Origin of the sequence: Pseudarthrobacter phenanthrenivorans (assembly GCF_000813845.1) — a bacterium.
GTDB classification, from domain to species: domain Bacteria; phylum Actinomycetota; class Actinomycetes; order Actinomycetales; family Micrococcaceae; genus Arthrobacter; species Arthrobacter phenanthrenivorans_B.
In genome coordinates, this window is record NZ_JWTB01000042.1 from 1 (window position 1) to 14,920 (window position 14,920).

General features: G+C 67.3%; 12 protein-coding genes. 4 read left to right on the forward strand and 8 right to left on the reverse strand.

Features of this window, described 5'->3' with window-relative positions:
* Positions 1–149: 149 nt before the first annotated feature.
* From RM50_RS18350 to RM50_RS18360, 3 genes are all read right to left on the reverse strand, one after another.
* Complete coding sequence (locus RM50_RS18350) at positions 150–2,504, reverse strand: FdhF/YdeP family oxidoreductase (protein WP_043455714.1); 2,355 nt, start codon at positions 2,502–2,504, stop codon at positions 150–152.
* Between the two features lie 107 nt (positions 2,505–2,611).
* Complete coding sequence (locus tag RM50_RS18355; RefSeq protein WP_043455716.1) at positions 2,612–3,232, reverse strand: MBL fold metallo-hydrolase; 621 nt, start codon at positions 3,230–3,232, stop codon at positions 2,612–2,614.
* Entirely contained in the window at positions 3,229–4,335 is a 1,107-nt protein-coding gene (locus RM50_RS18360; protein ID WP_043455718.1) for an S-(hydroxymethyl)mycothiol dehydrogenase, read from the reverse strand. The genes RM50_RS18355 and RM50_RS18360 overlap by 4 nt, the downstream gene beginning before the upstream one ends.
* 321 nt (positions 4,336–4,656) lie before the next feature.
* Between RM50_RS18360 and RM50_RS18365 the strand changes: the two genes are divergently transcribed.
* From RM50_RS18365 to purM, 3 genes are read left to right on the forward strand one after another with little or no spacing between them, the layout of a single operon-like run.
* Positions 4,657–4,971, forward strand: a complete 315-nt coding sequence (locus tag RM50_RS18365) for a hypothetical protein (protein ID WP_043455720.1) — start codon at positions 4,657–4,659, stop codon at positions 4,969–4,971.
* Positions 4,972–5,028: 57 nt separating this feature from the next.
* Positions 5,029–6,696: an amidophosphoribosyltransferase gene (gene purF / locus RM50_RS18370; RefSeq protein ID WP_043455722.1), complete on the forward strand. Its 1,668-nt coding sequence runs from the start codon at positions 5,029–5,031 to the stop codon at positions 6,694–6,696.
* Positions 6,693–7,838 (forward strand): phosphoribosylformylglycinamidine cyclo-ligase, encoded by a 1,146-nt coding sequence (gene purM / locus RM50_RS18375; protein WP_043455725.1) that lies wholly within the window; start codon positions 6,693–6,695, stop codon positions 7,836–7,838. Before purF ends, purM begins: the two co-directional genes overlap by 4 nt.
* Before the next feature lie 73 nt (positions 7,839–7,911).
* On the opposite strand, the gene RM50_RS18380 is transcribed toward purM, so the two are convergent.
* Together RM50_RS18380 and RM50_RS20505 are read right to left on the reverse strand one after the other, a co-directional pair.
* Entirely contained in the window at positions 7,912–8,685 is a 774-nt protein-coding gene (locus RM50_RS18380) for a VOC family protein (RefSeq protein WP_043455727.1), read from the reverse strand.
* Between the two features lie 242 nt (positions 8,686–8,927).
* Positions 8,928–9,161, reverse strand: a complete 234-nt coding sequence (locus tag RM50_RS20505) for a DUF3073 domain-containing protein (protein ID WP_082007139.1) — start codon at positions 9,159–9,161, stop codon at positions 8,928–8,930.
* Positions 9,162–9,433: 272 nt separating this feature from the next.
* On the opposite strand from RM50_RS20505, the gene RM50_RS18385 reads away from it, so the two are divergent.
* Positions 9,434–10,165, forward strand: a complete 732-nt coding sequence (locus RM50_RS18385; protein ID WP_043455729.1) for a septum formation family protein — start codon at positions 9,434–9,436, stop codon at positions 10,163–10,165.
* Between the two features lie 46 nt (positions 10,166–10,211).
* On the opposite strand, the gene clpB is transcribed toward RM50_RS18385, so the two are convergent.
* The 3 genes from clpB to RM50_RS18400 all read right to left on the reverse strand — a co-directional run bounded on the left by clpB (position 10,212) and on the right by RM50_RS18400 (position 14,907).
* Positions 10,212–12,854, reverse strand: coding sequence for an ATP-dependent chaperone ClpB (gene clpB, locus RM50_RS18390; protein WP_043455732.1), 2,643 nt, complete (start codon positions 12,852–12,854; stop codon positions 10,212–10,214).
* Positions 12,855–12,991: 137 nt separating this feature from the next.
* Positions 12,992–14,068 (reverse strand): sulfate/molybdate ABC transporter ATP-binding protein, encoded by a 1,077-nt coding sequence (locus RM50_RS18395; RefSeq protein WP_043455735.1) that lies wholly within the window; start codon positions 14,066–14,068, stop codon positions 12,992–12,994.
* Complete coding sequence (locus RM50_RS18400; RefSeq protein ID WP_043455737.1) at positions 14,065–14,907, reverse strand: ABC transporter permease; 843 nt, start codon at positions 14,905–14,907, stop codon at positions 14,065–14,067. The genes RM50_RS18395 and RM50_RS18400 overlap by 4 nt, the downstream gene beginning before the upstream one ends.
* Between the last annotated feature and the right edge of the window lie 13 nt (positions 14,908–14,920).

Here is a 14,920-nt window from a genome sequence, read left to right on the forward strand (position 1 = left end):
ATGCCCTCGAACGGTTCCTGCACGCCCCGGCATGACAACTGCACCGTCCCGATGCCAACGGCGGCACCCCGGACTGGCCGGTGTGCCGCCGTCGCGGGCCGGTGTGCCGCCGTTGCGGGCCTTCTGATTGAGGGGTGGGGTTCGCGCGGCTAGGCGGCCGTTCCTGCCAGCTCCCCTGCAGACTCTTCGGACACCGCTGCCTCACCCTTGTGTGGTTCGAAGCGGACGAACATGGCTTTGAACCCGGGGGTGTTGGACACGCGGGCCACGTTTTCCTTGTGCACCAGTGCGTTGGCCTCGGGGAAGTAGGCGGCGGCGCAGCCCCTGGCCGTGGGGTAGGCCACCAGGCGGAACTTGTCCGCGCGTCGGTCCACACCTTGGAAGGTGCTGATGACGTCCACCAGTTCCCGGTCCTGGAAGCCGGATTCGGCGAGATCTTCGGGGTGGATCAGGATCACGCGGCGGCCGCCGGAGATGCCGCGGTAGCGGTCGTCCAGGCCGTAATAGGTGGTGTTGTACTGGTCGTGGCTGCGGATGGTCTGCAGCACCAGGTGCCCGGGCGGCGGGGTGAGGTACTCCAGCGGGCTGACGGTGAACCGGCCCCGGCCGATGTCGGTGGCGAAGGATCGGGTGTCGCGCGGCGGGTTCGGCAGCACGAAGCCGTTCTTGGTCCGGACGCGGGTGTTGAAGTCCTCGAAGCCGGGCAGCACGCGGGCAATGTGGTCGCGGATCACGTCGTAGTCCTCGGCCATGGCCCGCCAGTCCACCGAGTGGTCCGGCCCGAACGTCGCCTCGGCCATCCGGGCCACGATCACGGGCTCGGCGAGCAGGTGCTCCGAGACAGGGGTGAGGCGCCCCTGCGTGGAGTGGACCACGGACATGGAGTCCTCCACGGAGAGGAACTGCGCACCCTTGCGGTGCTTGTCGTCCTTGTCCGTCCGGCCCAGTGTGGGAAGGATCAGCGAAGTGCGGCCATGCACAATGTGCGAGCGGTTGGGCTTGGTGGAAATATGCACGGTCAGCCCGATCCGCTGCATCCCGGCTTCCAGGGCCTCGGTGTCCGAGCAAGCGAGGGAGAAATTGCCGCCCATGGACACGAACACGTCCACCTCGTCGCGCTCGAACGCCTCCATCGACTCCACGGCGTCGTAGCCGTGGTGCCGCGGGGACGTGATCCCGAACTCAGCGTCGATGGCAGAGAGGAGCTTTTCGCTGGGCTTCTCCCAGATGCCCATGGTCCGGTCGCCCTGGACATTGGAGTGGCCGCGGACGGGGCAGGCACCGGCGCCGGGCTTGCCGAAGTTGCCCTGGAGCAGCAGGACGTTGACCATTTCCTTGATGGTGTCCACCGAGTGCGGCTGCTGCGTCACGCCCAGCGCCCAGCAGAAAATAGAGGCCTTCGACGCCACCAGCATCCCGGCGACCTTCTCGATCTGGGCACGGTCCAGGCCGGTGGCCTTTTCCGTCTCGTCCCAGTCCAGGCTGCGGCGGGCTTCACGGTAGGCGTCGAAGCCGTCCGTCTGCGCGGCGATGAAGGAATGGTCGACGACGGTCCCCGGGTTTTGCTCCTCGGCCTGCAGGAGCAGGTGGCCCAGCGCCTGGAACAGTGCCAAATCGCCGCCGACCTTGATCTGCAGGTATTCGTCGGCCAAGGGCGTGCCGCCACCCACAACGCCGGAGACCGTCTGCGGGTCCTTGAAGTTGAACAGGCCGGCCTCGGGCAGCGGGTTCACGGCCACCACCTTGCCGCCCTTATCCTTGCACTCCTTCAGCGCGGAGAGCATGCGGGGGTGGTTGGTGCCCGGGTTCTGGCCGACGACGAAGATCAGTTCGGCGTCGTGGATGTCATCCAGGGACACCGTGCCCTTGCCAATGCCGATCGTCGGGTTCAGTGCCGAGCCGGAGGACTCGTGGCACATGTTGGAGCAGTCCGGCAGGTTGTTCGTCCCGATCGACCGGGCGAACAGCTGGTACAGGAATGCCGTTTCATTCGCGGTGCGCCCGGAGGTGTAGAAGACACAGCGGTCAGGGGTGCTGGCGCGGATATGCTCACCGATCAACTCGAACGCGTCTGCCCAGGAGATCGGCGAGTAGTGCGTCTCGCCCTCCCGGATGACCACCGGCTCGGACAGCCTGCCCTGGTTGCCCAGCCAATACTCGGTCTTGGTGGAAAGCTCGGCAATGGAATGCTGGGCCCAGAACTCGGCTCCCACCGTGCGCAGGGTGTTCTCCTCGGCCACTGCCTTGGCGCCGTTCTCGCAGAACTCAGCCGCCTTGCGCTTCTTGTCCGATTCCGGCCACGCACAGCCGGGGCAGTCAAAGCCTCCGCGCTGGTTCAGCCGCAGCAGCGACTGCGCGGTGCGGGCCACCCCGGCCTGCGCCACCGCGCGTTCCAGCACCACCATGACCGCCTTGACGCCGGCGGCCTCGGTCTTGGGCTTGTGGACTTCAAGGTTGTCCTCATTAATATCCGCGACAGGGGCGGGCTGCTTACCGAACTTCATCGTTCCAACTTCCTTACGGGCATGGATTCTTCAATCTGCAGGAAAGGCGCGCCAGGGCTTCCCGGCGCGCCTTCCTCCGGCACGTCACTCTCTGTATATGCCGCTGGTTACTGCGCGACCTTCGCCAGGGTTTCCTGTTCCGCGGCGATGGTGGTGTTGTCGCCGTGGCCGGTGCGGACCACGGTCTGGGCCGGGAGGGTCAGCAGCTTCTCCCGGATGGACGCGAGGATGGTGGGGTAGTCGCTGTAGGACCGGCCGGTGGCTCCCGGGCCGCCGTTGAACAGCGTGTCCCCGGTGAAGACCGTTCCTTCGCTTTCGAGGTAGAAGCAGGTGGACCCCGGCGAGTGGCCCGGTGTGTGGATGGCCTTCAGCGCTGCCCCGCCCACCTCGAACTCGTCGCCATCGGAGTGGTACTGGTCCGGTTTGGCGTCGGGGTAGACCTGCTCCCACAGCACCAGGTCCTCGGCGTTCAGGATGATCGGGGCGCCGAGGGCATCGGCGACTTCGCGGGCGGCGCCGATGTGGTCGTTGTGCGCGTGGGTGAGCAGGATGGCCTTGACCTTCCGGCTGCGGACCTGGTTGATGATCGCGGCGGCATCGTGGGGTGCGTCGATGATGAGGCATTCCTCGTCGTTGCCCACGATCCAGACGTTGTTGTCCACGTCCCAGGTGCCGCCGTCGAGCGAGAACGTGCCCGAGGTGACCAGGTTCTCGATGGTGACGCTCATGCGGCAGACCCTGCCGGCTGGACTTCGACGACGGAACGCAGCACTTTGCCCTCGTGCATCTTGCCGAAGGCTTCCTCCACCTGGTCGATGCTGATGCGTTCGGAGACGAAGGCGTCCAGGTCCAGGTTGCCCTGCTTGTAGTGCGAGACGAGCATGGGGAAGTCGCGGGACGGCAGGCAGTCGCCGTACCAGGAGGACTTCAGCGACCCGCCGCGGCCAAAGACGTCCAGCAGCGGCAGTTCAAGTGTCATCTCCGGCGTCGGGACACCGACCAGGACCACGCGGCCCGCGAGGTCGCGGGCGTAGAAAGCCTGCTTATACGTTTCAGGGCGGCCGACGGCGTCAATCACCACGTCCGCTCCGTGGCCTCCGGTGAGGGAGCGGATGGCCTCCACGGCGTCTTCCTGCCGGGAGTTCACGCCGTGGGTGGCGCCGAGGGACGTGGCCATGCCGATCTTGTTGTCGTCGATGTCCACGGCGATGATCGTCGTCGCACCGGCCAGCCTGGCGCCGGCGATTGCCGCGATGCCCACACCGCCGCAGCCGATCACTGCCACGGACTCGCCGCGCTTGACCTCGCCGGTGTTGATCGCGGCGCCAATGCCGGCCATGATGCCGCAGCCCAACAGGCCCACAGCGGCAGCATCAACGTCCGGGTCAACCTTGGTGCACTGCCCGGCAGCAACCAGGGTCTTCTCGGCGAAGGCACCGATGCCCAGGGCCGGCGAAAGCTCCGTGCCGTCCTCGAGCGTCATCTTCTGCGTGGCGTTGTGCGTATTGAAGCAGTACTGCGGCTGGCCCTTGGCACACGCCCGGCACTCGCCACAGACCGCACGCCAATTCAGGATCACCCTGTCCCCGGGCGCCACGGACGTCACGTCGGGACCAACGGCGCTCACAACACCCGTGGCCTCATGACCCAGCAGGTACGGGAAGTCATCGCCGATGCCGCCCTGCTTGTAATGCAGGTCCGTGTGGCAGACACCGCAGGTCAGAACGTCCACCAGCGCCTCGCCCGGCCCCGGATCCGGCACCAGGATCGTCTCCAACGACACCGGAGCGTTCTTTTCCCGGACAACGACAGCTTGAACTTTATGCACCATGGTTCTTGTGTTCCTCTCCTGGACCTTGGCAGCCCGGTAAGTCGGCGACGTGTGCCAATCTAGCTGACGCGCCTGGCCGAGGAAGCAGCCCTGGACCCGACTATTCCCGTTCAATTGCGTATTACACAACAGATTGCACATAGCGCTACATAGCAATATGTCAGCGGCCACACTTCGTGTCAATAGATATATCAGTTGCAGGGCAGTTGGGCGAGGTGTATCCCGTACCCCCAGCAGCGCGCTTCTGCGGGGGGAAGACTGTCCAGCTCCGTCACCTTGCCCCGTTATGTCCGCAAAAACCAGGGCAGTAGGCTGGATGTCATGTCTTTTGAAGAACATCCCGTCGAGCGGCGGGAAGTGACCGTCCGGCGCGCCCCCAAGTATGTTCCCTTCCTGATTCTGGGCGGCCTGGTGGGCGTCGTTGCCGCCGCGGTGGTGGCCTATGCTTTGCCGGGCGACGCCACCTTCGACCCGGGCGCGGTCTTCGGCTTCTTCCTTGTCATGTTCGCCGCCGCCGGCGCCATCCTGGGCGCAGCGCTTGCCCTGGTCCTGGACCGCCGCAGCGTCAAGCGCCAGGAACGGGCCACCGTTGAGGCCCTCCCCGACTCTGAACCGGACACCGACCCCCAGCCCTAGCTGGTCACAAAGCGGCAGCCGGAAAAGTCATAGCGCATGTCGTGAGATAATCGACCAGTGGCACGCGGCGATGGAAAACTTTCCCATGATCTTCTCCCCGGCGAAAAAGGCCCGCAGGACGCTTGCGGCGTCTTCGGCGTCTGGGCCCCAGGCGAAGAAGTAGCAAAACTAACTTATTACGGGCTGTATGCATTGCAGCACCGCGGTCAGGAGTCGGCTGGCATAGCAACCAGTGACGGCAAACGGATCAATGTCTATAAGGACATGGGCCTGGTGTCCCAGGTCTTCGACGAGACCACCCTGAACACCCTCACCGGCCATCTGGCCGTTGGCCACTGCCGCTACTCCACAACCGGAGCCAGCCACTGGGCCAACGCGCAGCCCACCCTCGGCGCGACCGCCACCGGTACGGTTGCCCTGGCACACAACGGCAACCTGACCAACACCGCCGAACTCAACGCGATGATCACCGAGCGCAACGGTGGCCAGCTGACCGGTGAAATGAAGCAGGGCAACACCTCGGACACCGCCCTGGTCACCGCGCTCCTGGAGGGCGAACCAGGCAAGACCCTCGAGGAAACCGCCACCGAACTCCTGCCCAAGATCAAGGGCGGCTTCTGCTTTGTCTTCATGGATGAAGGCACCCTCTACGCGGCGCGCGACACTTTCGGTATTCGCCCGCTGGTGCTCGGCCGGCTGGAACGCGGCTGGGTTGTCGCCTCCGAGCAGTCCGCCCTGGCCACCGTCGGCGCCAGCTTCATCCGCGAAATCGAGCCGGGCGAATTCATTGCCATTGACGAGGACGGCGTACGGTCCAAGCGGTTCGCCGAGCCCACGCCTGCGGGCTGTGTCTTCGAATACGTCTACCTTGCGCGCCCTGACGCCGCCATCGCAGGCCGTTCCGTCTACGAATCCCGCGTGGAGATGGGCCGCCAGCTGGCCCGGGAGAACACGCAGCAGGCGGACATTGTCATCCCCGTGCCGGAATCCGGGACGCCCGCGGCCGTCGGCTACGCCGAGGAATCCGGCATCCCGTTCGCACACGGCTTCGTCAAGAACTCCTATGTGGGCCGCACCTTCATCCAGCCATCGCAGACGCTGCGCCAGCTGGGCATCCGGCTCAAGCTCAACGCCCTGGAATCCGTGATCCGCGGCAAGCGGGTTGTGGTGGTGGATGACTCCATCGTCCGCGGCAACACCCAGCGCGCCATCGTCCGGATGCTCCGGGAGGCCGGGGCCGCCGCCGTGCATGTAAAGATTTCCTCCCCGCCGGTCCAGTGGCCCTGCTTCTACGGCATCGACTTCGCCTCCCGGGCCGAGCTCATTGCCAACGGCGCCACCATCGAAGAGATCTCCCAGGCCATCGGCGCGGACTCGCTGGCCTACATCTCCGAGGACGGCATGATCGGCGCCACCCGGCAGCCGCGCGAACGGCTCTGCACCGCCTGCTTCACCGGCAAGTACCCGATCAAACTTCCCGACGCCGACAAGCTGGGCAAGAACCTGCTGGAGCGCACCGACCTCGGCGGCCTGAAGTCGCCGTCCGCGCTCCCCGGCGAAACGGCCGCCCTGGCAGTTGACGCCACCGAGGACCCCGCAGAGAAGGCCGGCGCCACCGGCTGCGATCCGGGCCCGGACTCTGAATTCGAGAACCTGCTGACCGAAGCCGACCTCGTGCCCGACGTACACGCCGCCACCAGCGCCGACAAGAAGGACTCCGTATGACTTCCGCCAACACCGCCGCAGAGAACTCCGGCATCACCTACGCCTCCGCCGGCGTGGACGTCGAAGCCGGGGACCGCGCCGTCGAGCTCATGAAGGATGCCGTCAAGGCAACCCACAACTCCTCGGTGATCGGCGGCGTGGGCGGCTTTGCCGGCCTTTACGACGTCTCCCGGCTGCTGACCTACAAGAAGCCGCTGCTGGCGACGTCCACCGATGGAGTGGGCACCAAGGTTGCCATTGCCCAGGCCATGGACATCCACGACACCATCGGGTTCGACCTGGTGGGCATGGTGGTGGACGACATCGTGGTGGTGGGCGCCGAACCGCTCTTCATGACCGACTACATCGCGTGTGGCAAGGTGGTTCCGGAGCGGATCGCCGGCATTGTCCGTGGCATCGCGTCGGCCTGCTCGGTGGCCGGCACCGCCCTGGTGGGTGGCGAAACTGCTGAGCACCCGGGCCTGCTGGGCGAACACGAGTACGACGTTGCCGGTGCCGCCACCGGTGTTGTCGAAGCCGACGCCCTGCTGGGCCCGGACCGCGTCCGCGCCGGAGACGTCGTGATCGGTATGGCTTCCTCCGGGCTGCACTCCAACGGCTACTCCCTGGTCCGCCGCGTCATCAACCACGCCGGCTGGGCCCTGGACCGCCAGGTCTCCGAGCTGGGCCGCACGCTGGGCGAGGAACTCCTGGAACCCACGCGCGTCTACGCAGCTGACTGCCTGGACCTGGCCCGGACCTTCCCGGTCAACGCCGGCGCGGCCGTCCACGGCTTCAGCCACGTGACCGGTGGTGGGCTGGCCGCCAACCTGGCCCGGGTCCTGCCGCAGGGCCTGGTGGCCACGGTGGACCGCGCCACCTGGGAACTGCCCGCCATCTTCAAGCTGGTGTCTGAACTCGGCAACGTTCCGCTGGCCGACCTGGAGCGCACGCTGAACCTCGGCGTGGGCATGGTGGCCATCGTGTCCCCCGAGGCGGCGGATGCCGCCGTCGCGCGGCTGAACGACCGCGGCCTGCCCTCCTGGGTCATGGGCACCGTCACCCAAGACTCGGATTCCATCCTCAAGTCCGGACCCGACTACGTCCAGGGCGCCAAGGGCGTGGACGGCGGCGCAGTCCGGATGGTCAACGCGTACGCCTAATATCCTCCATCGAGTGCTCCGTAGTTGTCGTTTTCACCCCCGATAACGACATCTACGGGGCACTCGTTGCGTTTTAACTGACCTGGATCAGGTTGAGGATTCCGCCCTGCGGGTCCTCGATGGTGGCCAGCGACCCCTCTGACGGGTGCTCGTCAGGCTCCACCAGCACCCTGCCGCCTCCTGCCAGCGCGGCCGCGGCCGCCGCGGCAATGTCCGCGGCGCCAAAGTAGACCTGCCAGTCCGCGTCCTCGCCCGCCCCGGCAGGGATAATGCCGGCCACCTCGCTGCCGTTGATCAGCAGCGTGCTGTAGCTGCCGCCGTCGTCCTGGGGGTACTCAGTGACCTCGTGGCCGAAAAGCTGCTGGAAGAAGCCGACGGCGGCCTGCGGCTCGGGCGTGAAGAGTTCAGCCCAGGCCAGCGCGCCGGGTTCGTTGTAGAGGTGGCTTCCGAAGTGGCTGCCGGGCTGCCAGATTCCGGTGGTCCCGCCGCCGGGCGGGGTCAGGAAGCCCAGGACTCCGGTGTCGCCCACCTGCTCCGGGCCGAACTGCACGGTCCCCCCGGAATGCCGGGTTTCCTCCAGCACCTCCGCAGCATCCGTAACTGCCAGATAGATGTTCCACGCCGCGGAGGTTCCGGCCTGCAGCTGCAGCGGGCTTTGCGGTGCGATAGTGGCCACCAGCTGGCCGCCGGCGAAGGCCTGGGCGTAACTGCGGCCGTCCGGGGTGGGAAAATCCTGGTAGGTCCAGCCAAAAAGGGTGCCGTAAAAATCCTTGGCCGCTGCAACATCGGGGGTCTGCAGATCCGCCCAGCAGGGCTCTCCGCTGGCGTACGTGGTCCTAACAGTCATGGGGTTACGTTACCAACGGGGCTGAATCCCTGGGGCAACACCTAAAGGAAAACGCCGAAAGCCCGCTGCCGGACCGGTATACGGAACGGCAGCGGGCACGGCACAGCAAGCGGTCACCCGGAAGCGGGTATCACAAAGGAGTTCCGCACGCTTCCTGGATCCGCATCAGCGGTTCCGGAAATCCAGCGGTGTGCGTTGGCGCCATAACAGCCGGGCCACGGGCCACGGCAGGCTTGCGACAACTAACCGATGCGGCGGGTGTCAACCTCGTCGTCATCGTCATCCAAATCATCCGCGTACTTATCCACATAAGCCGAATAGTCCGGTTCAACCGGTTCATTCGAATAATGGCTCGTTGAACGACTGCCTGGGCCCGTCAGCTCACGCTGAAGTGCCGAGTAATCAGTGTTCGGGGAGTAGTACTTAATGTCCCGAGCCTGCTTGGTAGCTTTTGCCTTTTGACGGCCGCGCCCCATGGCGTGACCCCCTTTTGTACTTGGACCGGAGGTGGTCACCTTGGCGATCGGTGAGGCCCCGGAATGTTTGGTCAATTTGTCGTACACCTAGATTACATGCTTTCGGCTGGCCCTGCTTGCCGCCCGGCCGCCCAAACCGCGACGTGGGGTACCATGGCGCACCTCCAACCGCGGGATTCCGGGATTTTTCTTCGGTAGAGTCGTTCAGGAACTGCCGTTTTTATCTGGCCTTTGGCGAGCCGCGGAACCAAAACCCAGGAGGATGCACACCCGTGAACCACCAGGACATCCCGCCGAAACCTGCCTCGCCGCCGCGGACCGGAAGCATTCCGCAGGTCCCGGCGGGGCATCGCGGACAGGACGCCACCCGCGGCCCGGCCGCCGGCCCTGGCCCGGCCGCCCCTGCGCCCGCTCCTGCCCCGGAATCCGTCACCTGGTCCCAACCTCCCAGTGATTCAGGACCCGGGAAGCGCGCCAACAGGGGGCCGCTGGGGTGGAAGGCGGTGTTCGTCGTCGTGATCCTGGCCGTCGTGGGCGGGCTGGCGTGGCTTGCCGTGTGGCTGAATACCTCCCCCGGGACCGATTCGGCGAAGAGTACGGCGCCGGGCGTCCTGCAGACCACCGTCACGCCGCCCGCCACCCCCCAGCCGCTCCCCCGCGAAGGGGTTGCCCCGGCGGGGTACGCAGTGGGCGACTGCTTCACGGACTTCGACCCCCAGGGGCTGGCTTCCACGGTGGTGGCTTGTAACACGGGCCATTCGGCGCAGCTGGTGGCCACCTACCTCTACCCCGATAAGGCCGAATATCCGGGCGCGGAGGCACTCAAGGCCAAGGCGCTGGAGGTCTGCCAGGCGGCCAAACTTACGGCCGCCGCCAACCAGTTCCAGCTCAACTACCAGCGGAGCTTCCCCAGCAGCACGAGCTGGCAGTCGGGTGACCGCAGGGTTGACTGCTATGTCACGGCCGACCGCGGCAACGTGATTAACGCAAGCGTGCTGCCCTGACGGTCAACCCGCCAGGGCAGCACGGCTGCAAGGGAACGTCCCGCGGCTAGTCCTTCCGCCGCACTGACAGGCCTGAGCTTGGGGTGCCGGTCAGTGTGTCCACGGTGCCCTGGGTGAGTTCGCCGAAGTCCGGCGCGGTGTCCACCAGGACGATATCGCCGTCGCTGATCTCGCCCGCAAGGATGGCCTTGGCCAGCCGGTCGCCGATCTCGCGCTGCACCAGGCGGCGCAGCGGCCGGGCACCGTAGGCCGGATCGTAGCCGGACAACGCGAGCCAGGCTCTGGCACCATCGGTGACATCCAGGGTGAGCCGCCGCTCGTGCAGCCGGCGCCCCAGTTCAGCCACGTGCAGTTCCACGATGTGCGCCAGCTCCTCCACCGTCAGGGCGTCGAACAGCACCACCTCGTCCAGCCGGTTCAGGAACTCCGGCTTGAAGGATGCGTTGACGGTGGCCATCACGGCGTTGCGCTTGGCCTCGGCGTCCAGCGACTGGTCCACCAGGAACTGGCTGCCCAGGTTGGAGGTCAGCACCAGGATGACGTTGCGGAAGTCCACGGTGCGGCCCTGCCCGTCGGTGAGGCGGCCGTCGTCGAGCACCTGCAGGAGGATGTCGAACACCTCGGGGTGCGCCTTCTCCACCTCATCCAGCAGCACCACGGAATACGGACGACGGCGGACGGCCTCGGTCAGCTGGCCGCCTTCCTCATAGCCGACGTATCCCGGAGGCGCACCGACCAGCCGGGCGACGCTGTGCTTCTCGCCGTACTCCGACATGTCGATGCGCACCATGGCACGTTCGTCGTCGAACAGGAAGTCCGCCAGGGCCTTGGCCAGTTCGGTCTTGCCGACGCCGGTGGGGCCCAGGAACAGGAAGGAACCGGTGGGCCGGTTGGGGTCGCTGATGCCGGCCCGGGCGCGCCGGACAGCGTCGGACACCGCGGCCACCGCCTTGGACTGGCCGATCAGCCGCTTGCCCAGTTCCTCCTCCATGTGCAGCAGCTTCTGGCTTTCGCCCTGCAGCATCCGGCCGGCGGGGATGCCGGTCCAGGCCGAGATCACTTCGGCAATGTCTTCCGCGGTCACTTCCTCGGCCACCATCTGCGCGGACTTGTCCGTCACGGCGGCCTCCGCCTCGGCGGCGGCGTTCAGCTCGCGCTCCAGGGCCGGGATCTCGCCGTACAGGATCCGGGAAGCGGCCTCCAGGTCGCCCTCGCGCTGGGCCTTGTCGGCGGCGGAGCGCAGTTCGTCCAGCTTGGCCTTCAGGTCACCCACCCGGTTGAGCCCGGCCTTCTCGGCCTCCCAGCGTGCGTTCAGCGCCGAGAGCTCCTCTTCCTTATCGGCTTTGTCGGCGCGGAGCGCGGCCAGCCGTTCCACCGAGGCGGCGTCGGTCTCACCCTCCAGCGCAAGTTCCTCCATGGTGAGCCGGTCCACCTGCCGCCGCAGCTGGTCGATCTCCTCCGGAGCGGAATCGATCTCCATGCGCAGCCGGGACGCGGCTTCATCCACCAGGTCGATGGCCTTGTCCGGAAGCTGGCGGCCGGAGATGTAGCGGTTGGACAGCGTGGCGGCGGCCACCAGAGCGGAGTCCGCGATGGACACCTTGTGGTGCGCCTCGTAGCGCTCCTTGAGGCCACGGAGGATGCCGATGGTGTCCTCCACGCTGGGCTCGCCCACGTAGACCTGCTGGAAGCGGCGTTCCAGCGCGGCGTCCTTTTCGATGTTTTCGCGGTACTCGTCCAGGGTAGTGGCACCGATCAGCCGCAGCTCGCCGCGGGCCAGCATGGGCTTGAGCATGTTGCCCGCATCCATGGAGGAATCACCGGTGGCACCGGCGCCCACCACCGTGTGGATCTCGTCGATGAAGGTGACGATCTGGCCCTCTGAGCCCTTGATCTCCTCGAGGACCGCCTTCAGCCGTTCCTCGAATTCGCCGCGGTACTTCGCGCCGGCCACCATGGAGCCAAGGTCCAGGGAAATGAGGGTCTTGCCACGCAGGCTTTCCGGGACATCGCCTGCCACCATGCGCTGGGCCAGCCCTTCCACCACGGCCGTCTTGCCCACGCCGGGTTCGCCGATCAGCACCGGGTTGTTCTTGGTGCGCCGGGACAGGACCTGGACCACGCGCCGGATTTCGGAGTCTCGCCCGATCACGGGGTCCAGCTTGCCGGCGCGGGCCATGGCGGTGAGGTCCGTACCGTACTTTTCGAGGGCCTGGAAGGTGTTTTCGGGATCGGGGCTGTCCACCTTACGGTCGCCGCGGACTCCCGGGAGGGCCGCGAGGAGCGCCTCGCGGGACGCACCGGCGTCGCGCAGCAGGCGGGCGGCGGCATCATTGCCGGCCGAGAGGCCCACCAGGAGCACCTCGGTGGACACGAAGCTGTCACCGAGCCGGTCCGCTTCCTCCTTGGCCTGCTGGATGGCCTGGAGGGCGGGCCGGGAGAGCTGGGCCTGCTGGCTGGAACCGCCGGACGTGGCGGGCAATGCCTTGATGGCGCTGCTGGCCTGGACGCTGACGGAGTCGGGATCGGCGCCGGCGGCTCGGAGGAGCGCGACGGCGACACCCTCCCGCTGGTCCATCAGCGCCTTCAGGAGGTGGGCGGGCTCCACCTGGGGGTTGCCGGCCGTCGAGGCGTTCATTGCCGCGGCGGAAAGAGCCTCCTGGCTCTTGGTGGTGAATTTGACGTCCAAAGAGAGCTCCTTTCGGGGGCTGGTTGACTAAGTTGAGTCTACTACGCTCAACTTTGCACAGCGAGGTCCACTAGCCATGTTTGCCCACGGCGAAACGGGTGTCCAGAGGCAGAGGTCCTGCCGGCAGCCCCGGTGTGTCAGGTGGCGTACACGGACACGGCTGCGGCCTTGACCACGAAGTGCACCGCCATGCCCGGAGCCAGGCCCAGGTCTGCGGAAGCGGCAGGCGTGATGTCCGCGGCCAGGCTGCCGGCGCGGACGCGGACCTGGTCGCCGTGGGGTTCCAGGTCGGTGATGGTGACGGCGAACGAATTCCGCGGGCTTCCATGGGCGTCGTTGAGGAACACGGAAACGGCCGACGGCGGAAACACGGCAACGCCGGCAGCACCCGGCCGGGACGGCTGGACCGGTTCCCCGGAGCCGCCCGCGTCCTCCTCGTGGCCGGCAATCCTCAGGCCCCCGCTGGCCCGCACCCCGGCGCCGTCCAGGATGCCCGGAATGAAGTTCAGGCCCGCAAGTCCGGCGGCAAAGGAACTCCGGGGGCGCTCCAGTACGGCCCGGGTAGGGCCGTCCTCGGCGATCCTGCCGTTGTCCAGGATGACCACACGGTCCGCCAGCATCAGGGCGTCCAGGACGTCGTGGGTGACGATGACGGCCTGGCGGCCGGCGAGGACCCGCTTAAAGAGCCGCCGGAGCAGGGGCGCGGAATGGATGTCCAGGGCGGCCAGCGGCTCATCGAGCAGGAGGAGCGCGGGATCGGCGGCGAGCGCGCGGGCAACGGCCACCCGCTGGGCCTGGCCGCCGGACAGTTCGGCAGGCCGGCGGCTGGCGAGTTGTTCTGCTTCCACCTCTGCGAGCCAGCGCAGGGCCCGGGCGTTTGCCTCCCGCCGGGGAACGCCGGCACTCCGGGGCCCGAAGGCCACGTTGTCCGCTGCGGTCAGGTGGGGAAACAGCAGCGGTTCCTGCGCGAGCAGGGCTATGCCGCGCTGGTGGGGAGGTGACCAGCTGCGTTTGCCGTCCCTGAGGTCGAAGAGGGTGCTGCCATTGAGTGCGGCCACGCCGCTGTCCGGCCGGAGCAGGCCGGCGATGCCGGCCAGCAGTGTCGATTTGCCGGCGCCGTTGGGTCCCATGACAGCCACGGTTTCACCAGGCTGGACTGTCAGGGCAACGTCGAAGCCGCGCCCGGCCACGGCTGCCTGGAAGGACAGCGTCACGGAACGTTCCCTCCTGCCGGCGCCGGCGCCGTCGTCCGCTGTCCCGCTCCGGCCCGGCCCGCTGCCGGCCGCCGGTAGGCAAGGGCCACCACCGCGGCGGCGACGGCCACCAGGACCAGGGACAGCGCGACGGCGGCGTCCGGGTCTGTTTCCCGCTGCAGGTAGATCTCCAGCGGGAGGGTCCGGGTCACCCCCTGGAGGCTGCCCGCGAAGGTCAGCGTGGCACCGAATTCGCCCAGGCTGCGGGCGAAGGAAAGTACGGCACCGGATGCCAGCCCGGGCAGGACGAGCGGCAGCGTGACGCGCCGGAACACGGTGCCCGGCCGGGCTCCGAGGGTGGCCGCGACGGCCTCGTACCGCGAGCCGGAGGTCCGCAGGGCGCCCTCGAGGCTGCCCACCAGGAACGGCAGCGCCACGAATGTCTGCGCCAGCACCACCGCCGTTGTGGAAAAGGCGATGCGCAGCCCCAGCACGTCCAGGGCCTGGCCCAGCAGCCCCTGGCGCCCGAATGTGTAGAGGAGGGCGATGCCGCCCACCACAGGCGGGAGCACCAGCGGCAGGAGCACCAGCGCGCGCAGCAGGCCCTGCAGGCGGAAGGTGTCCCGGGCAAGCACCAGGGCCAGCGGGACGCCCAGCACGATGCACAGCGCCGTGCTGGCAGCAGAGGTGCGAAGGCTGAGTCCCAGGGCCGTCAGCGACGGCTCCGAGGTGACCAGTGGGATGAACTGCCCCCAGTCCACCCTGAGCACCATCGCCATCAGCGGAAGCACGACGACGACGGCGGCCAGGGCAGCCAGCGCACGGACCCAGCCGGGAATGCCGGTATACGCCTGCCGCATTAACGTGCTACTT